Raw genomic sequence first — 18,267 nt, forward strand, 5'->3', positions numbered from 1 at the left:
TGGCCGTGCCGCCGGGTCCGGGACCCGGCGGCACGGGAGAGCGAAGGTCGGATCAGCCCTGCTGCGGGTGGTGGGCGGGGATCGGGGGGAGTTCGCCGGTGTTCTCGTACGCCGCGAGCATCTCGATGCGGCGCGTGTGGCGCTCCTCGTTCGAGTACGGCGTGGAGAGGAAGATCTCGACGAACTTCGTGGACTCCTCGACCGTGTGCATCCGGCCGCCGATGGCGACGACGTTGGCGTCGTTGTGCTCGCGGCCGAGGGCGGCGGTCTGCTCGCTCCAGGCCAGTGCGGCGCGGACGCCCTTGACCTTGTTGGCGGCGATCTGCTCGCCGTTGCCGGAGCCGCCGATCACGATGCCGAGGCTGTCCGGGTCGGCGGCCGTCTTCTCGGCGGCGCGCAGGCAGAACGGCGGGTAGTCGTCCTGGGCGTCGTAGATGTGGGGGCCGCAGTCGACGGCCTCGTGGCCGTGGGCACCGAGCCACTCGACGAGGTGGTTCTTGAGTTCGTAGCCGGCATGGTCGGATCCGAGGTACACGCGCATGGTGCGAAGTGTGGCACGAACTTCGCGGGGTAGCCGTCAGCGGGGTCGGGGCCTCCCGCCGCGTTCGATGTGGTCGACACCACTCGGGCAACGATCCGGCAAACGATCCGAAAGAGGGGGTTCCGCTTCCGTATCTTTCCGGGCTTGAATGCGTGGCCTTGTCTTCGCACCACCCCACGGCGGAGCAGGGCACACCCTCACGCACCAAACGTAAGGATTCCCCCCATGACGTCGCAGACGACGCTGGCGAAGCCGGGCCAGGAGCCCGGTGAGCCGGACCGGCCGGACTCGTCGGGCGGGCTTCAGGCAGGTCTGAAGAACCGCCACCTCTCGATGATCGCGATCGGCGGTGTGATCGGCGCCGGACTCTTCGTGGGTTCCAGCGCGGGCATCGCGGCCGCGGGCCCGGCGATTCTGCTGTCGTACGCGATGGTCGGCCTGATGGTCGTCCTCGTGATGCGGATGCTCGGCGAGATGGCCGCCGCCCGGCCGAGCTCCGGTTCCTTCTCCGCCTACGCCGACCAGGCGCTCGGCCGCTGGGCCGGTTTCTCCATCGGCTGGCTCTACTGGTTCTTCTGGGTCGTGGTGCTCGCCGTCGAGGCCACGGCGGGCGCGAAGATCCTGGAGAGCTGGATCCCGGGGGTCCCCCAGTGGGCCTGGGCCCTGATCGTGATGGTCGTGCTGACCGCCACCAACCTGGTCTCGGTGGGCAGTTACGGCGAGTTCGAGTTCTGGTTCGCCGGGATCAAGGTCGTGGCGATCGGCGCGTTCGTGGTCATCGGCTTCCTCGCGGTCTTCGGCTTCCTGCCGGGGGCGGACAACCCGGGGTCGGGTCTCGCGCATCTGACGGACAGCGGCGGGTTCTTCCCCGAGGGGCCCGGCGCGATCCTGACCGGTGTGCTGATGGTCGTCTTCTCGTTCATGGGCAGCGAGATCGTGACGCTGGCCGCGGGTGAGTCGTCGGACCCGCAGCGGGCCGTCTCGAAGGCCACCAACAGCGTGATCTGGCGTATCGCCGTCTTCTACCTCGGTTCGATCTTCGTCGTGCTGACGCTGCTGCCGTGGAACGACCCGTCGATCGTCGAGAAGGGCAGCTATGTCGCCGCCCTCGACGTGATCGGCATCCCGCACGCGGGCCAGGTCATGGACTTCATCGTGCTGACGGCCGTGCTGTCCTGCCTCAACTCCGGCCTCTACACCGCCTCCCGGATGGCGTTCTCGCTCGGCGAGCGGGGCGACGCGCCGAAGGCCTTCGCCAAGGTCAACAAGCGCGGTGTGCCGCAGGCGGCGATCCTGTCCTCGGTCGTCTTCGGCTTCGTGGCGGTGTTCTTCAACTACCAGTGGCCCGACACGGTGTTCCAGTTCCTGCTGAACTCCTCCGGCGCGGTCGCGCTCTTCGTGTGGCTGGTCATCTGCTTCACCCAGCTGCGGATGCGCGGCATCATCCTGCGGGAGACCCCCGGCAAGCTGGTCGTACGGATGTGGCTCTTCCCGTACCTCACCTGGGCGACGATCGCGATGATCTCCTTCGTCCTGGTCTACATGCTGACCGACGACGCGGCCCGCGAGCAGGTCGTGCTGTCGTTGCTGGTCGCGGCCCTGGTGGTGGGCATCTCGCTGTTCCGGGAGATGCGCGGCCGCAAGGCCGTCGCCAAGTGATCCGTACGTGATCCTCAGCTGAGCAGCACCCGTTCGATCATTACCTGACAGAGGTTGTCAGGTTTCCCGGGGAGGCTCTTCCTCGCACCGCCGAAACGCGAGCGAAGGAGAGCCTCCCCGTGTCGTACCGACCCACCGGATCCGCACCCGCCACCTTCCAGACCGGCTTCCCGATCCGGCCCGGCCGGCTGGTCGAGGCCGCGACCCCCGACGACGTACGGGAGGCCGTGGCGTACGCCGCCGCGCGCGGGCTCGCGGTCACCGCCCACGCCACCGGGCACGGGCTGCCCGGGGCGGTCGAGGGCGGCGTCCTCGTCTCCACCCGCGCCCTGGACTCCGTCGCCGTCGACCCGGTCCGCCGCACCGCCCGGATCGGCGCGGGCGCGACCTGGGGCGCGGTGACCGCGGCGGCGATCCCGCACGGGCTGGCCCCGCTCAACGGCTCGTCGCCCTCGGTGGGCGCGGTCTCGTACACCCTGGGCGGCGGACTGGGCATCCTGGCCCGGCAGTTCGGGTACGCCGCCGACCGGGTCCGGGCGCTGGAGGTGGTGACCGCCGACGGGGTTCTGCGCCGGGTCACGCCGGAGCGCGAGCCGGAGCTCTTCTGGGGGCTGCGCGGCGGCGGGCACCGGCTGGGGGTGGTGACCGCTCTGGAGATCGACCTGGTCGCGGTGGAGCGGCTGTACGGGGGCTCGATCGCGTTCGCCGGGGAGCGGGCGGCCGAGGTGGCGGGCCGCTATCTGGAGTGGACCCGGACCGTGCCGGAGTCCCTGACGTCGTCGCTGGCCGCGCTCGTCTACCCGGACATGCCGCAGCTGCCCGAGGAGTTGCGCGGGCGGTACGTCGTCTCGGTGCGGGTCGCCTTCACGGGGGACGCGGCCGAGGGCGAGCGGCTGGTGGCCCCGCTGCGGGGAAGCGGCCCCGTACTCGCGGACTCGTTGCGGGAGATGCCGTACGCCGAGAGCCCCACCATCCACAGCGACCCGCCGTTCCCGCACGCGTACTACGGGGAGGGGCTGGCGCTCCGGGAGCTGGACGCGGGGCGGTCCGCCCGGGTGCTGGAGCTGACCGGGCCCGGGGCCCCGATGATGACGGTGGTGCAGCTCAACCATCTCGGCGGGGCGTTGGCCGGGCGGCCGGACACGGCGAACGCGGTGCCGTACCGGGACGCGGGCTTCCTGCTGCGGCTGCTGTCGCCGCTGGGCGGTACGGACGTGGCGGCGGTGCGCTCGCTGTACGGGGAGGTGTCCGGGGTGCTGGGGCCGCTCGTTCGGGGGCGGTCGCTGAACTTCTCCTTCGGCGGCGGGGACCGTACCGCCGGTTTCCATGAGCCGGAAACGGCGAAGAGGCTCGCCGGTCTGGTCTCCCAGTTCGATCCGGCGGGCCTCTTCGGCGGCCCCTACTAGGGAGTGTCAGCCTCGGCGGCCGAGGATCTTCCAGGCGGCGGGCAGCGCGCCCATGGCCAGCGCCGCCTTGAGGGCGTCGCCGATCAGGAAGGGGACGAGGCCGGCCGCGACGGCGGCGCTCAGCGACATCCCGGTGGACAGCGCGAGGTAGGGCACGCCGATGGCGTAGATGATCGCGGAGCCGAGGACCATCGTGCCCGCGGTGCGCAGCACGGAGCGGTCGCCGCCGCGCCGGGCGAGCGCGCCGACGACGGTGGCGGCCAGGAGCATGCCGAAGACGTAGCCCAGGGACGGCATCGACCAGCCCGAGGAGGCCTCGGCGAACCACGGCATGCCGGCCATGCCGACGAGTGCGTACAGCGCGAGGGAGAGGAAGCCCCGGCGGGCGCCCATCGCGGTGCCGATGAGGAGCGCGGCGAAGGTCTGGCCGGTGACCGGGACCGGGGAGCCGGGGACCGGGACGGCGATCTGGGCCGCGATGCCGGTCAGGGCGGCGCCGCCGAGGACGAGGGCCGCGTCCACGGCGTAGCGGTGGCGGGCTGCGGGCAGCAGGTCGGCGAGGACCGCTCCGGAGCGGACGGGGGCGGCAGCAGTGCTCATCGGGACTCCGCGGGTGAGGGCAGGTGGGCCGGTGGGGCCCCCGCCGGGCAGGGTGGGGTCGGGCTCCCGCCGACGTTAGCCCACGGGTTAACGCTCGATCACCATCAGCCGCCCACAAAGCGGCGGTTGATGGCTTGGTGGGATTCGCACAAAGCCCGCGCCGCAATCGTGTTCCCGCGTGACGCTCGTCACGGAGGTGAGGGCGGTGGCGGCGCATTTTGGCGGGGAGGGCGACGATCGGCGAGACTGTAGCTTCCCCATAAACGATCAGGTCGCTCCGGTCGGCCCCGAACGACCCGCCGCGACCCGCTGATCCGAGAGTGACCCCTCCCCCCATGCACGAGGTTCCTCCCCCCACCTCCACCTCCACCTCCACCTCCACCCCCGCTCCCGCTCCCGGCCCTTCGTCCTCCGCCGTTCCGGCCGAGCCGCTGTCGCACGGGCTCAAGCAGCGCCATCTGACGATGCTGGGGCTCGGCGGGGTGATCGGGGCGGGGCTGTTCGTGGGTTCCGGCGCCGGGATCGCGGTGGCGGGGCCCGCCATCGTCGTCTCGTATCTGATCGCGGGGGCGCTCGCGATGCTGGTGATGCGGATGCTGGGCGAGATGTCCGCCGCGATGCCCGCCTCCGGATCGTTCTCCGTGCACGCCGAGCGGGCGCTCGGGCGGTGGGCCGGGTTCAGCGTCGGCTGGCTGTACTGGTTCCTGCTGGTGGTGGTCCTCGCCGTGGAGGCGACGGCGGCCGCGCAGATCGCCCACGGCTGGGTGCCGGGCATCGAACCGTGGGCGTGGGTGCTGCTGTTCATGGTGGTCTTCACCGCGGCGAACCTGACGGCGGTGAAGAACTTCGGCGAGTTCGAGTTCTGGTTCGCCTCCTTGAAGGTCGGCGCGATCGTCGTCTTCCTGGTGCTCGGGCTGCTGGCGGTCTTCGGGAGGCTCCCGGACACCGATCCGGTCGGGATGACCAACCTGACCGGCCAGGGCGGCTTCCTGCCGAACGGCTGGGGCGGGGTCGTCTCCGGCGTGCTGACCGTGGTCTTCGCCTTCGGCGGTCTGGAGGTCGTCACCATCGCCGCCGCCGAGACGGACGACCCGGCGCGGGCGGTGGGGCGTGCGGTGCGCAGCGCGGTGGTGCGCATCCTCTTCTTCTACGTCGGCTCGATGCTGGTGATCGTGACCGTGCTGCCGTGGACCGCGCAGCAGGCGGGCCTGAGCCCGTATGTGAAGGTGCTGGACGCGATCGGGGTGCCGTCGGCCGGGCAGATCATGAACATCGTGGTGTTCGTGGCGCTGCTCTCCGCGCTCAACGCCAATCTGTACGGCTCCTCCCGCATGATCTTCTCGCTGGCGGAGCGCGGGGAGGCCCCGCGCGGGCTGCTGAAGGTCTCGGGCGGGGGGTCCCGGGAATCGACGGGCGGTGTGCCGCGGCGGGCGGTGCTGGCCTCGGTGGCCTTCGGCTTCGTCTCCGTCCTGCTCAACCTGCTGTGGCCGGACACGGTGTTCCTCTACATGCTCAACTCGGTCGGCGCGGTGCTGCTGTTCGTGTGGGCGCTGATCGCCGCCTCCCAGCTGCGGCTGCGCGCCCGGCTGGAGCAGGAGGCTCCCGAGGCGCTCTCGCTGCGGATGTGGTGCTTCCCGTATCTGACCTGGGTGACGCTGGCCGGGCTGTTCGGGGTGCTGCTGCTGATGCTGACCGACGAGGCGGCGCGCCCGCAGGTGCTGTGGTCGGCCGGGGCGACGGCGTTGGTGCTGCTGGTGGCGGTGGGTCGGCAGTGGCGGGAGCGCCGGGGCTCGGCCGTTGCCGACCGGTAGGCGGGTGTGCACCTTGTGTGAGCCTGGTGACCGTATAGCGGACACCTGTTCCGTGTGAGCGGTACAGGTGCTCAGACTGTGGGTTCGTCCCCCCGTCTCAGCTATCGAACAGAGCTCGTCCATGCCTCGGACCCCCGCGTCTCCCCCCACCGCTGACGCCGCGGCCCCCGCCGGCCCCTCGGCGGACTCCGCGCTCACCCACGGCCTCAAACAGCGTCACCTCTCGATGATCGCCCTCGGCGGGGTGATCGGCGCCGGGCTGTTCGTCGGCTCGGGCGCCGGGATCGCCGCCGCCGGACCCTCGATCATCGTCGCCTACGCCATCTCCGGGCTGCTCGTCATGATGGTGATGCGCATGCTCGGCGAGATGTCGGCCGCCAATCCGGCGTCCGGTTCCTTCTCCGTGCACGCCGAGCGGGCGATCGGCCCGTGGGCCGGGTTCACCGCGGGCTGGTCCTTCTGGTTCCTGCTCTGCGTCGCCGTGGGCCTGGAGGGCATCGGGGCCGCGCAGATCGTCAGCGGCTGGCTGCCGGGGACGCCCGAGTGGGCCTGGGTCGCCCTGTTCATGGTGATCTTCCTCGGCACCAACCTGGCCGCCGTGAAGAACTTCGGCGAGTTCGAGTTCTGGTTCGCCGCGCTCAAGGTCATCGCGATCACGCTGTTCCTGGTGCTCGGCCTGCTGGCGATCCTCGGCGTGCTGCCCGACACGGAGGCGCCCGGCCTCTCCAACCTCACGGGGGACGGCGGCTTCCTCCCCAAGGGTATGGACGGGTTCATCATCGGACTCCTCACCTCCGTCTTCGCGTACGGCGGTCTGGAGACCGTCACCATCGCGGCGGCCGAGTCGGAGAACCCGGTGCAGGGCGTCGCGAAGGCGGTCCGTACGGCGATGTGGCGCATCGCGGTGTTCTACATCGGGTCGATGGCGGTCATCGTCACGCTGGTCCCCTGGGACGACCCGAAGGTCGCCGAGGTCGGCCCGTTCTACGCGATGCTCGACCACCTCGGCATCGGGTCCGCCGCGCAGATCATGAACGTGGTCATCCTCATCGCCCTGCTCTCCGCGATGAACGCCAACATCTACGGCGCGTCCCGCATGGCCCGGTCGCTGGTCGCCCGGGGCCAGGGCCCGGCCGTGCTCGGGAAGATCTCCTCCGGGGTGCCGCGCAACGCCGTGCTGTTCTCCTCGGTCTTCGGGTTCGCCTGCGTGCTGCTCAGCTACTGGCGGCCGGACGACGTCTTCCCCTGGCTGCTGAACATGATCGGCGCGGTGATCCTGGTGGTGTGGATCTTCATCGCGGCCTCCCAGCTGATCCTGCGCGGCCGCACCGAGCGGGAGGCGCCCGAGAAGCTGGTCGTGCGGATGTGGTTCTTCCCCGTCGGCACGATCGTCGCCCTGGCGGCCATGGTGGGCATCTTCCTGCTGATGCTGCGCCAGCCGGACACCCGGGACCAGCTGCTGGCCACGGGCGCGCTGACCGTGGTGCTGATCGGCGTCGGCCTCGTACGTCAGCGGCGGCGGGCCAACGACGGCGACAACGACGGCGCGGCCGGGATCCCGGCGCAGCGGCAGTAGCAGCCTCGCGGCAGCGGTTCCCGTACGACCTCTACGAACGCCGGGCTCCTCCTCGTACGATCGGGGTGGAGCCCGGCGTTCGGCGTCCGGCGTTCCCGTGTGGGGTTCCGGCGCGGCGTGCACCCGTGGCCAACAGGACATCGCAGGGCCGGGTACCGTACGCCGGGCCGTCATCCGCCCTCGCTTCCGTGGTGGCTCCACCCACCCGAGGAGCCGTCATGTCCGTTGCCCCCAGACGTCGTTCGATCCTCCTGGCGACCGCCGCCGTCACCGCCGCGGCCACCGCCCCGGCCGTCGCCGCCCCCGCCGGCCGGGGCCCGCACCGCCCGTCGGGCCCCCTGGTCATCGGGCATCGGGGCGCGGCGGGCTGGCGGCCCGAGCACACCGCCGACGCGTACACCTATGCCGTACGGGCCGGGGCCGACTGGATCGAGCCGGACCTCGTGCCGACGAAGGACCATGTCCTGGTCGTGCGGCACGAGAACGAGATCGGCGGGACGACGGACGTCGCCGGACGCCCCGAGTTCGCCGACCGCCGGACCACGAAGACCGTCGACGGCAAGGCGGTGACCGGCTGGTTCACCGAGGACTTCCACCTGCGCGAGCTGAGGACGCTGCGCACCGTGGAACGGCTCCCGCTGGTCCGCGACCGCAACACGGTCTTCGACGGGCGGGGCTCGGTGATGACCTTCCAGGAGGTGATCGACCTGGCCCGGCGGCTGTCCCGGGAGTCGGGCCGGCGGATCGCGGTGTTCCCCGAGACGAAGCACCCGACGTACTTCCGCTCGATCGGGCTGCCGCTGGAGGAGGAGCTGATCCGGGTGATCCGCCGGAACCGGCTGACCGCCCGGGACTGTGTCGTCCAGTCCTTCGAGCCCACGAGCCTGCGCCGGGTGGCCGCGGCCCGCCTCGGACTCCCGCTCTGGCAGGCGCTGGGCACGAGCGGAGGCCCGTACGGGCACGGGGTCTCCTACCGGGACATGATGACCCCGGCCGGGCTCCGCGAGATCGCCTCGTACGCGGACTGGATCGGCCCGGACAAGTCCTCCCTCGTCCCGCCGAGCACGCTGCTGGCGGACGCCCACGCGGCGGGCCTGAAGGTCGGGGCGTACACCTTCCGGGCGGAGAACCAGTACCTCCCGGCCGCGTACCGCCGGGGCAGTGCGCCCACCGCCTTCGGCGACGCGTTCGCCGAGTACGCCTTCCACTACGGGCAGGGCGTGGACGCGGTGGTGACGGACTTCCCGGACCTCGCCGTGCAGGCCAGGGACGACCTGCGGCGGTAGCGCCGGGGCGGGCGGCCCCGGGTGGGCCGTCGGCCCGCGCGGGGCGGGGCGGATGTGGAAGCGTTCCGGCGACAGCACTTCCTCCTCCCCGGAAGGGACCACGCCATGACCGCCCCGCACGCCTTCCCCCTGGAGCCCACCCCGATCCAGGTGGCCGACCAGGTTCTCGACGACCTGCGCGCCCGTCTCGCACTGACCCGACCGCCGCTGGACGAGGGGAACGAGGACGGGTCCTACGGCGTTCCGGACAGCTTTCTCCGTGAGCTGGTCGCCCACTGGCGCGACGGCTACGACTGGCGCGCGGCCGAGGCCGCCATCAACGCCCACGAGCAGTACCGGGTGAGCGTCGACGGCGTCCCCGTGCACTTCATGCGCGAGCCCGGCCGGGGCCCGCACCCGGTCCCGCTGATCCTCACCCACGGCTGGCCGTGGACGTTCTGGCACTGGTCGAAGGTGATCGGTCCGCTCGCGGACCCGGCGGCGTACGGCGGTGACCCGGCCGACGCGTTCGACGTCATCGTGCCGTCCCTGCCCGGTTTCGGCTTCCCCGGACCGCTCACCGGCTTTCCGGACGTCAACTTCTGGAAGGTGGCCGACCTCTGGCACACGCTGATGACCGAGACGCTGGGATACGAGAAGTACGCCGCCGGGGGCTGCGACATCGGCGGGATCGTCTCCAGCCAGCTCGGCCACAAGTACGCCGACGAGCTGTACGGCATCCACATCGGCTCCGGGCTCCCGCTCGACTTCTTCACCGGCCCCCGCGCCTGGGACTTCGCCCGGAACCGGCCCCTCACCGACGACCAGCCCGCCGACGTCCGCGCCCGCGTCGTCGAGCAGGACCGCCGCTGGGCGCCGCACCTCGCCGTGCACATGCTCGACGGCGCCACCCTGGCCCACGGGCTCAGCGACTCCCCCGCCGGACTGCTCGCCTGGCTGCTGGAACGCTGGAACGCCTGGAGCGACAACGGCGGCGACCTCGCGTCCGTCTTCAGCAAGGACGACCTGCTGACCCACGCCACGATCTACTGGGTGAACAACTCCATCGCCACGTCGATGCGTTACTACGCCAACGCCAACCGCTATCCCTGGGCCCCGGCCCACGACCGCACCCCGGTCGTGCAGGCCCCGGTCGGCCTCACCTTCGTCACGTACGAGAACCCGCCCGGCGTCCACACCGCCGACGAGCGCGTCCGGGCGTTCGAGAGCGGTCCGCAGGCCGCCTGGTTCAACCACGTCAACGTCAACGCCCATGACCGCGGAGGCCACTTCATCCCCTGGGAGAACCCCGAGGCGTGGGTGAGCGACCTGCGCCGCACCTTCCGCGGCCGCAGGCCCTGAACGACGTCGCCGGTCAGCCGACGTCCCCCGGGCCGCCCCCGCCGGGGACCCGGCCGGGGCGCTCCCCGCCCGGCCGGACGGGTCCGGCAGCCGCGCGGACGCTCTCCCGTGCGGCGTCGGCGACCGCGCGGGGCGTGATGCCGAACTCCTGGTACAGGCGCTCGTAGGCGGCGGACGCGCCGAAGTGCTCCAGGCTCACCGTGCGGCCCGCGTCCCCCACGACGTCCCGCCAGCCCTGGGCGACGGCGGCCTCGACGCTGACGCGGGCCCGTACGTCGGGCGGCAGCACCGCGTCCTGGTAGGCGTACGGCTGCTCGGCGAACCACTCACGGCAGGGCAGCGAGACCACGCGTGCGTCGCACCCATCGGCGGCCAGCAACTCCCTTGCTTCCAGGGCGACATGGACCTCCGACCCGGTCGCGACGAGGATCACGTCCGGCGTCCCCTCGCGGCAGTCGGCGAGTACGTACCCGCCCCGGGCGGCCCCCTCGGCGGAGGCGTACGCGCCGTCTCCCCGCTCCAGGACGGGCAGCGGCTGCCGGGTCAGGGCGAGGCCGGCGGGCCGGTCGTGGTGCTCCAGGACGGTGCGCCAGCAGACGGCCGTCTCGTTGGCGTCGGCGGGCCGTACGACGTCGAGGCCGGGGATCGCGCGGAGGGCGGCGAGTTGCTCGACGGGCTGGTGGGTGGGGCCGTCCTCGCCCAGACCGATGGAGTCATGGGTCCAGACGTAGGTGACCGGGAGCTTCATCAGGGCGGCGAGCCGGACGGCCGGGCGCATGTAGTCGCTGAAGATCAGGAACGTACCGCCGTAGGGGCGGGTGAGGCTCTGCAGGGCGATGCCGTTGAGGATCGCGCCCATGGCGTGCTCACGGATGCCGAAGTGGAGCGTGCGGCCGTAGGGGTTGCCGGGGAACTCGCCGGTCTGCTTGCTCTCCGGCACGAAGGACGGCTCGCCCTCCATGGTGGTGTTGTTGCTCCCCGCGAGGTCGGCCGAGCCGCCCCACAGCTCGGGCAGCACGGGGGCCAGCGCGGTGAGCACGTCGCCGGACGCCTTGCGGGTGGCGATGCCCTTGGGGTCCGGGCCGAAGACGGGCAGGCTGTCGGTCCAGCCCTCCGGAAGCCGCCGCTCCCGCAGCCGGTCGAGGAGTCCGGCGCGCTCGGGGTGGGCGGAGCGCCACTCCCGGTAGCCGGGCTCCCAGGCCCGATGGGCCTCCGCGCCTCGCCCGACGACCGCGCGGGCGTGGTGCAGCACGTCGTCCTCGACGACGAAGCCGGCGTCCGGGTCGAAGCCGAGCAGCTTCTTGGTGGCGGCGACCTCCTCGTCGCCGAGCGCGGAGCCATGGGCCTTTCCGGTGTTCTGTTTGGTGGGCGCGGGCCAGCCGATGATCGTGCGCAGCAGGATCAGGGAGGGCCGGCCGCGCTCGCCCTTCGCGGCTTCGACGGCGGCGAGCAGGGCGTCGACGTCCTCGACGTAGTCGCCGGTCCGGGTGAAGTCGACCGTCTGGACCTGCCAGCCGTACGCGGCGTAGCGGGCGGTGACGTCCTCACTGAAGGAGATGTCGGTGTCGTCCTCGATGGAGATGTGGTTGGAGTCGTAGAAGACGATCAGGTTCCCGAGCTCCTGGTGTCCCGCCAGTGAACTGGCCTCGGACGTCACGCCCTCCATCAGGTCGCCGTCGGAGGCGACGACGTACACGTGGTGGTCGAAGGGGCTCGTGCCGGCCGGCGCCTCGGGGTCGAGGAGGCCCCGCTCGCGCCGGGCCGCCATGGCCATGCCGACGGCGGAGGCCAGCCCCTGCCCCAGCGGCCCGGTGGTGATCTCGACGCCCCTGGTGTGGCGGTACTCCGGGTGGCCGGGGGTGATGGACCCCCAGGTGCGCAGCGCCTCCAGATCCGCCAGCTCCATGCCGTAGCCGCTCAGGTACAGCTGGATGTAGAGGGTGAGGCTGGAGTGTCCGCAGGACAGCACGAAGCGGTCCCGGCCGAGCCACTGGTCGTCGGCCGGGTCGTGCCGCATCACCTGTTGGAACAGCAGGTACGCGAGCGGGGCCAGGCTCATCGCGGTGCCCGGGTGGCCGTGGCCCGCCTTCTGCACGGCGTCGGCGGCCAGCACCCGCACGGTGTCGACGGCGCGGACGTCGAGCGGCCCCCAGCCCGCCGCGTCCGCGAGGGGCGGGGCCAGGTTCGGGTCGCGGGGGCCGGTCCCGGCGCCCCGCGAGGCGTTCGATCCGCTCGATCCGTTCGATCCGTTCGGGGCGTCGGGGGTGTTCGGGGCTTCGGGGGCGTTCGGGGGTGCCATCAAGTCCTCCTGATCGACGGGGCGATCGAAGGAGCACATCACTTTTACGGGACAAAAGGGGGAAGGGCAGCGCCGAAGGTCCTAGGCCGAAGGGCTGATCACTTCGGAGCACTCCTGCTGTTAGCCTGCTCCTGCATATAGATTGCAATAACAACTGGACGGCATTCCCAGCAGTCGGAGGGCTCGCATCATGGCCACGTACACGCTCCCGGAACTCCCGTACGACTACGCGGCGCTCGAACCGGTCATCAATCCCCAGATCATCGAGCTGCACCACGACAAGCACCACGCCGCGTACGTCAAGGGCGCGAACGACACCCTGGAGCAGCTGGAAGAGGCCCGCGACAAGGAGGCCTGGGGCGCGATCAACGGCCTTCAGAAGAACCTCGCGTTCCACCTCTCCGGCCACATCCTGCACTCGATCTACTGGCACAACATGACCGGCGACGGCGGCGGCGAGCCCCTCGCGGCGGACGGCGTGGGCGACCTCGCCGACGCGATCACCGAGTCCTTCGGCTCCTACGCGGGCTTCAAGTCCCAGCTGACGAAGGCCGCCGCCACCACCCAGGGTTCCGGCTGGGGCGTGCTCGCGTACGAGCCCGTGAGCGGCAAGCTGATCGTCGAGCAGGTCTACGACCACCAGGGCAACGTCGGCCAGGGCTCGGTCCCGGTCCTCGTGTTCGACGCCTGGGAGCACGCCTTCTACCTGCAGTACAAGAACCAGAAGGTGGACTTCATCGAGGCGATGTGGCGGGTCGTCAACTGGCAGGACGTCGCCAAGCGTTACGCCGCCGCCAAGGAGCGCGCGGACGTTCTGCTGCTCGCCCCCTGACCCGGACTCCGGCGCACCACAGTCGTCCTGCCTCGTGATCGTCTTCTCAACCTTCACCACGGCAGGCGGATGAACGGAGGGCCCCCGCGAGGACATGACTCGCGGGGGCTTTCCCATGGCGACTGTTTAGCTGTTTAGCTCATGTGCTAAACATGCATACATGGATTCACCCGCCGACGAAGAGGCGAGCGCCTTCCGTGCGCTCGCCGATCCCACCCGCCGCCAGATCCTGGAGGATCTGCGGGGCGGCGAGCTGGCCGCCGGAGAGATCGCGAGCCGGTTCTCGATCAGCGCGCCGTCCATCTCGCGCCACCTGGGCGTGCTCAAGGGGGCCGGGCTCGTCACCGAGCGCCGGGACGCCAACCGCATCCTCTACTCCCTCGCCGAGGAGCGGCTCGCCATGTGCGTGGGGCGCTTCCTCAGCGCCGTGTGCCCCGAGCAGATCGTGCTCCGCAACACCAAGTGGCGCTCCGCGCCGGAAGGCGACGCCTCATGATCCGGCCCCGGCTCTCCAGCGTCATCGAACGCCGCCTCCTGGTGAACTACCGGGTCGACCCGTCCGTCGCGGCGGCCCTGCTGCCCTCACCTCTGCGACCCCAACTGGTGCGCGGTCAGGCGGTGGCCGGTATCTGCCTGCTGCGGATCGGCGGCGTCCGCCCCGCCTGGGCCCCCGCCGCGACCGGGCTGACCAGCGAGAACGCGGCGCACCGGATCTCCGTCGAATGGGACGGGCCGGACGGCGTCGAGTGTGGCGTCTACATCCCGCGCCGCGACACCGCCTCCCGCCTCAACGCCTTCGCGGGCGGGCGGATCTACCCGGGCGAGCACGGCCGCGCGGACTTCACGGTGCGGGAGGACGCCGACTCCGTACGGGTGGCCTTCGCGACCCGGGACGGCGAGGTGGAGGTGGACGCGACCGTGGAGCCCGCCGGGGAACTGCACGGCAGCGCGCTGTTCACGGACCTGGCGGAGGCGTCGGAATTCTTCCGCCTCGGCAGCCGGGGCCTCTCCCCCAACGCCGGCGGGGACCGTCTGGACGTCCTCGAACTGTCCACGGACGCCTGGAAGGTGACGGCGGGCAGGCCCCGTTCCGTGCGCTCCTCGTTCTTCGAGGACCCGGACCGCTTCCCGCCCGGCAGCGCGGTGCTGGACAGTGCGCTGGTGATGCGGGGCGTGGCGGCGGACTGGTCGCAGGGGGAGCCGTTCCGGCTGGGGTGCGGGGCGGGGGCCGCGTAGAGGGGCCGCGCAGGGGCTCGCAGGGGGCGGCGGGCCGTCTCGGCCTGCCGGGAAAATACCCGCGGCCCCTCGGGCCCGGATGCCACGATGATCCACGCCCGTCCGCCCGTACCCCGCCCCGGAAGCGACCCCATGACTTCTGCCCCCGTCCCTGCCGACCCGACCGTCCTGCACCCGATGCCCGGCCAGCCGCGCGTGGTGCAGCTGAAGCCCCTGGTCACCTCGGAGCTGATCGAGGCCGGGGAGTACTCGTACTACGACGACCCCGAGCACGCCACGGAGTTCGAGACCCGCAACGTGCTCTACCACTACGGGCCGGAGCGCCTGGTGATCGGGAGGTTCTGCGCGTTCGGCACCGGGGTGCGGTTCATCATGAACGGCTCCAACCACCGTATGGACGGGCCGTCCACGTTTCCGTTCCCGACGCTCGGCGGCTCCTGGTCCGACCACTTCGACCTGCTGACGGGCCTGCCCAACCGGGGTGACACGGTGATCGGCAACGACGTCTGGATCGGCTACGAGGCCGTGATCATGCCGGGGGTCCGCATCGGGCACGGCGCGATCATCAGCTCGCGGTCCGTGGTGGTCTCGGACGTCCCCGACTACGGCATCGTCGGCGGCAACCCGGCCCGGCTGATCCGCACCCGGTACGAGGAGGAGGACGTCGCGCGCCTGCTGGCGGTGGCCTGGTGGGACTGGCCGGCGGACCACCTGACGCGCCACATCCGTACGGTGATGTCGGGCACGGTGGCGGAGCTGGAGGCGGCGGCGCCGGGGGTGTCCCGGGCCTGAAGGGTTCCGTGCCGGAGCCCCGCCGGCGGAGTGCTACCGGCGGGGCTCCGGCACGGCCCGTACGGAGTGCGTGCGGCGGTGGTACGACCAGGTCACCGCCGCCAGGAGCGGGCCCCACAGCAGGAGGGGGGCGTAGGCGGCGACGAAGAGGACCTCACCGGCCGAGACGCCGGGGTCGGGGCTCTCGGCGGCCAGCAGTCCGCCGAAGAAGAGGACCCACCACAGGAACGTGACCGCCAGGGCTCCCAGCGAAGCGGCGATGACCGCGAGCCCCGTGTCGACCGGGCGCCCTCCGAGAAGCGGAATCCAGCGCGGCACCACCTCCCCCCAGGGCCGCACCAGGCCGAGTGTGAGATACGAGGCGGCCTCGGCGACCGCGCCGAGCAGCAGGACGTAACCCAGGGCGAGCAGCGGGGAGTCGTCGGGGAACCCGGCGAGGAACTCCTCGCGCTCCATCACCCCGACCGGCACCCCGAGCACCAGCGCGACGCGCCACACCCCGGAGGGGACCGTCGACCACGCGGCGACATGGGCGGCGCGGACCGCCCAGCGCGGGGGCGGTGGGACCGGCGGCCGGGCCGGTGGCGGCACGCGGGCTTCCGGCGTGGCGGGATCCGTCGTCGTCATACCTCGAATCTCGCGCGCGACACGGCCCCGCACGTCCTACCGCGTGATGATCCGCCTCCGCCGCGCGGGGGACCCGGCGAGGGACCGCGTCCCGGCACGACACGGCACCGCGAACGCCCTCAGTCGTCCGCGAACCAGGAGCGGCCCTGGGCCCAGTGGGTCACCCACCCCGCGAAACCGGGCACGCCCGGCATCAGGGAGGCGGCCGACCGGGTGCCGAAAGGTATCGCGCCGTTCTCGTCGATCAGCCAGACCTGACCGCGCTGCGGGCCGGTGACGATCAGGTGCCAGTACATGCCGCAGCCGTCGGTGCCCAGCACCAGTGAGCCGTGGTCGAACACCGACTCCACCCGGTCGTCGAACTCCTGCTCCGACAGCGCCGTCCCGTCGTCGTCCGCCTCCCACAGCCATGCCTCCGTGAGCGGAAAAGGCTCGGCAAGCAGGCGTTCGGGGCGGTCCGAGCCCCAGTCCGACGGCGTCTTCGCGAAGGGCAGCAGACCGTAGTGGGGCGGCCCCGCGCGCAGCCCGTCGCAGATCTCCGCCACGAAGGTGCGGTACGGCTCCGGGAGCACGATGCCGTGCTCGGTCTCGAAGGACCGCACCGCTTCCGGGCCGGCCGGCGGCACCGCATCGGGACGGGACGCGAAGATCTCGCGGAGGGCGGCCGACTCGGCCGGGTCGCAGGCTTCCGTGTTCATGCCGGTCATCATGCAAGATCCGCGAGAGACTGCCCGGCGTTCCGGGCGTGGACCGCGACCCTGCGGGCATGGCCGGGACCGGATGACCGGCCGGACCGTCGGCGTCTCCGGGGGCGCCTACCTCGGACCGCCGGCGACCGGTTGATCACGTCTCCTCGCGCGCCCGGCCGCCACCGCGCACGCCTCCTCGTCGGTCACGCCCGACTCCGCCGTCAGGTCGATCAGCGCGTCCAGCCGGTCGCGGGCGGCCAGGAGGGCGGCGGCGGCCTCGTCGATGCGGGCGCGTTCGCGGTGCAGGTCGGGGAGCATGCTGGAGCAGGCCGGCTCCAGGATGCGGCCCTCGTCGACCATGCAGGGCAGCAGCTCGGCGATGACCGCCGTGTTGAGACCGGCGGCCAGCAGCATGCGGATGCCCCGTACGGTCACGACATCCGCTTCCTCGTACTCGCGGTAGCCACTCGGGCGGCGGGCCGGCCGCAACAGGCCCTGCTCCTCGTAGTAGCGCAGCGACCGCTGGCTGACGCCCGTCCGTCGGGAGAACTCCCCCATGCGCATATGACGACCACCACATTCGGTTGACTCTCACACCGGTGTGAGACAGCAGCCTATTCCGCATGACACTTCGGAATTCAACACGCCCGCAGGACAACCCCGTTACCGTCATCGGCCTCGGCCCCATGGGTCTCGCCCTCGCCGAAGCCCTCCTGAAGAACGGTCACCCCACCACCGTCTGGAACCGCACCCCCGAGAAGGCCCGCGATCTCGTCGCCCGGGGCGCGCGGCTCGCGGCGTCCGCGGCCGACGCCGTGGCCGCCGGCCCTCTCACCGTCGTCTGCCTCAAGGACTACGCGACGCTGTACGAGGTGCTCGACCCGGCCGGCGGCGCGCCGGCGGGCCGGACCCTGGTCAACCTCAACTCCGGTACGCCGAAAGAAGCGCACGCGGCGGCCTCCTGGGCTGCCGAGCGGGGCGTCGCCTACCTGGACGGCGCGGTCATGGTGCCGCCGCCCCTCGTCGGGGACCCCGGGTCCGTCTTCCTCTACAGCGGTCCGCGCGAGGTCTTCGACGCCCACCGGGCCACGCTGGCGAGCCTGGGCGACCCCCGGCACCTCGGCTCCGACCCCGGGCTCGCGGTGCTCCACAACGCGGCGCTGCTCGGCCTGATGTACGCGACGATGAACGGCTTCCTGCACGCCACCGCGCTGGTCGGCTCGGCGGGCGTACCAGCCGCGGACTTCGCCGATCTCGCGGTGAACTGGTTCCTGCCCACGGTGGTGGACGCGACGCTCGTCGAGCAGGCGCCGGATCTCGACGCGGGTCATTACCCGGGCGACCTGGGCACCCTGCACATGAATCTGAACGCGCTGGAGCACATCGCCCTCACCTGCGAGGAGCAGGGCGTGCACACCGCGCAGCCGCGGCTGATGCGGGAGATCGCGGCGCGGGCCATCGAGGACGGCCACGGCGCGTCGAACTACCTGGCGGTGTTCGAGGTCTTCAAGAAGGCGGCGGAGCCGGACGCGCGGTAGCGGCGGCGGGACCCGGCGGGTCGCACGTGCCCGC

The 18,267-nt window shown here is 71.8% G+C and carries 17 protein-coding genes; 11 read left to right on the top strand and 6 right to left on the bottom strand.

Features of this window, described 5'->3' with window-relative positions; all coding sequences use genetic code 11:
• Nucleotides 1–52: 52 nt before the first annotated feature.
• The gene (locus tag IE272_RS04330) at nt 53–541 is read right to left on the bottom strand and encodes a ribose-5-phosphate isomerase (protein WP_032790965.1); all 489 of its coding nucleotides are present in this window, start codon (nt 539–541) and stop codon (nt 53–55) included.
• Between the two features lie 225 nt (nt 542–766).
• On the opposite strand from IE272_RS04330, the gene IE272_RS04335 reads away from it, so the two are divergent.
• Nucleotides 767–2,200: an amino acid permease gene (locus IE272_RS04335; RefSeq protein WP_050360757.1), complete on the top strand. Its 1,434-nt coding sequence runs from the start codon at nt 767–769 to the stop codon at nt 2,198–2,200.
• A 119-nt stretch (nt 2,201–2,319) separates the two neighbouring features.
• Nucleotides 2,320–3,606 carry an FAD-binding oxidoreductase gene (locus IE272_RS04340; RefSeq protein ID WP_190006272.1) on the top strand — a complete coding sequence of 429 codons (1,287 nt, stop codon included), beginning with the start codon at nt 2,320–2,322 and terminating at the stop codon, nt 3,604–3,606.
• A 6-nt stretch (nt 3,607–3,612) separates the two neighbouring features.
• On the opposite strand, the gene IE272_RS04345 is transcribed toward IE272_RS04340, so the two are convergent.
• Nucleotides 3,613–4,206, bottom strand: a complete 594-nt coding sequence (locus IE272_RS04345; protein WP_190006273.1) for a biotin transporter BioY — start codon at nt 4,204–4,206, stop codon at nt 3,613–3,615.
• A gap of 335 nt (nt 4,207–4,541) precedes the next feature.
• Here IE272_RS04345 and IE272_RS04350 point away from each other — a divergent pair, with 335 nt between their 5' ends.
• The 4 genes from IE272_RS04350 (at nt 4,542) to IE272_RS04365 (ending at nt 10,220) form a co-directional block, all read left to right on the top strand.
• Nucleotides 4,542–6,017, top strand: coding sequence for an amino acid permease (locus IE272_RS04350; RefSeq protein ID WP_229897201.1), 1,476 nt, complete (start codon nt 4,542–4,544; stop codon nt 6,015–6,017).
• Between the two features lie 121 nt (nt 6,018–6,138).
• Complete coding sequence (locus tag IE272_RS04355) at nt 6,139–7,593, top strand: amino acid permease (protein WP_190006274.1); 1,455 nt, start codon at nt 6,139–6,141, stop codon at nt 7,591–7,593.
• Nucleotides 7,594–7,811: 218 nt separating this feature from the next.
• The gene (locus tag IE272_RS04360; RefSeq protein WP_050360762.1) at nt 7,812–8,879 is read left to right on the top strand and encodes a glycerophosphodiester phosphodiesterase family protein; all 1,068 of its coding nucleotides are present in this window, start codon (nt 7,812–7,814) and stop codon (nt 8,877–8,879) included.
• 105 nt (nt 8,880–8,984) lie between these two features.
• Nucleotides 8,985–10,220 carry an epoxide hydrolase family protein gene (locus tag IE272_RS04365; RefSeq protein ID WP_190006275.1) on the top strand — a complete coding sequence of 412 codons (1,236 nt, stop codon included), beginning with the start codon at nt 8,985–8,987 and terminating at the stop codon, nt 10,218–10,220.
• 13 nt (nt 10,221–10,233) lie between these two features.
• Here IE272_RS04365 and tkt read toward each other — a convergent pair whose 3' ends face one another.
• Complete coding sequence (tkt, locus tag IE272_RS04370; RefSeq protein ID WP_190006276.1) at nt 10,234–12,519, bottom strand: transketolase; 2,286 nt, start codon at nt 12,517–12,519, stop codon at nt 10,234–10,236.
• A gap of 190 nt (nt 12,520–12,709) precedes the next feature.
• Between tkt and IE272_RS04375 the strand changes: the two genes are divergently transcribed.
• From IE272_RS04375 to IE272_RS04390, 4 genes are all read left to right on the top strand, one after another.
• Nucleotides 12,710–13,351 carry a superoxide dismutase gene (locus IE272_RS04375; protein WP_018959211.1) on the top strand — a complete coding sequence of 214 codons (642 nt, stop codon included), beginning with the start codon at nt 12,710–12,712 and terminating at the stop codon, nt 13,349–13,351.
• 160 nt (nt 13,352–13,511) lie between these two features.
• Nucleotides 13,512–13,847 carry a metalloregulator ArsR/SmtB family transcription factor gene (locus IE272_RS04380; RefSeq protein ID WP_057662747.1) on the top strand — a complete coding sequence of 112 codons (336 nt, stop codon included), beginning with the start codon at nt 13,512–13,514 and terminating at the stop codon, nt 13,845–13,847.
• A complete protein-coding gene (locus IE272_RS04385) occupies nt 13,844–14,587 on the top strand; it encodes a DUF2071 domain-containing protein (RefSeq protein ID WP_190006277.1) in 744 nt (247 codons plus the stop codon). Before IE272_RS04380 ends, IE272_RS04385 begins: the two co-directional genes overlap by 4 nt.
• A 132-nt stretch (nt 14,588–14,719) precedes the next feature.
• A complete protein-coding gene (locus IE272_RS04390; RefSeq protein ID WP_190006278.1) occupies nt 14,720–15,379 on the top strand; it encodes a CatB-related O-acetyltransferase in 660 nt (219 codons plus the stop codon).
• Nucleotides 15,380–15,412: 33 nt separating this feature from the next.
• On the opposite strand, the gene IE272_RS04395 is transcribed toward IE272_RS04390, so the two are convergent.
• From IE272_RS04395 to IE272_RS04405, 3 genes are all read right to left on the bottom strand, one after another.
• On the bottom strand, nt 15,413–16,006 hold the full coding sequence (locus IE272_RS04395; protein ID WP_057662752.1) for a hypothetical protein: 594 nt from the start codon (nt 16,004–16,006) through the stop codon (nt 15,413–15,415).
• A 119-nt stretch (nt 16,007–16,125) separates the two neighbouring features.
• Entirely contained in the window at nt 16,126–16,716 is a 591-nt protein-coding gene (locus tag IE272_RS04400) for an SMI1/KNR4 family protein (RefSeq protein ID WP_056706944.1), read from the bottom strand.
• A 105-nt stretch (nt 16,717–16,821) separates the two neighbouring features.
• On the bottom strand, nt 16,822–17,259 hold the full coding sequence (locus tag IE272_RS04405; protein WP_190006279.1) for a MerR family transcriptional regulator: 438 nt from the start codon (nt 17,257–17,259) through the stop codon (nt 16,822–16,824).
• A gap of 59 nt (nt 17,260–17,318) precedes the next feature.
• Between IE272_RS04405 and IE272_RS04410 the strand changes: the two genes are divergently transcribed.
• A complete protein-coding gene (locus IE272_RS04410; RefSeq protein WP_050360770.1) occupies nt 17,319–18,233 on the top strand; it encodes an NAD(P)-dependent oxidoreductase in 915 nt (304 codons plus the stop codon).
• Nucleotides 18,234–18,267: the final 34 nt, after the last annotated feature.

It is taken from the genome of Streptomyces anulatus, assembly GCF_014650675.1.
In the GTDB taxonomy this organism is placed as follows: Bacteria; Actinomycetota; Actinomycetes; order Streptomycetales; family Streptomycetaceae; genus Streptomyces; species Streptomyces anulatus.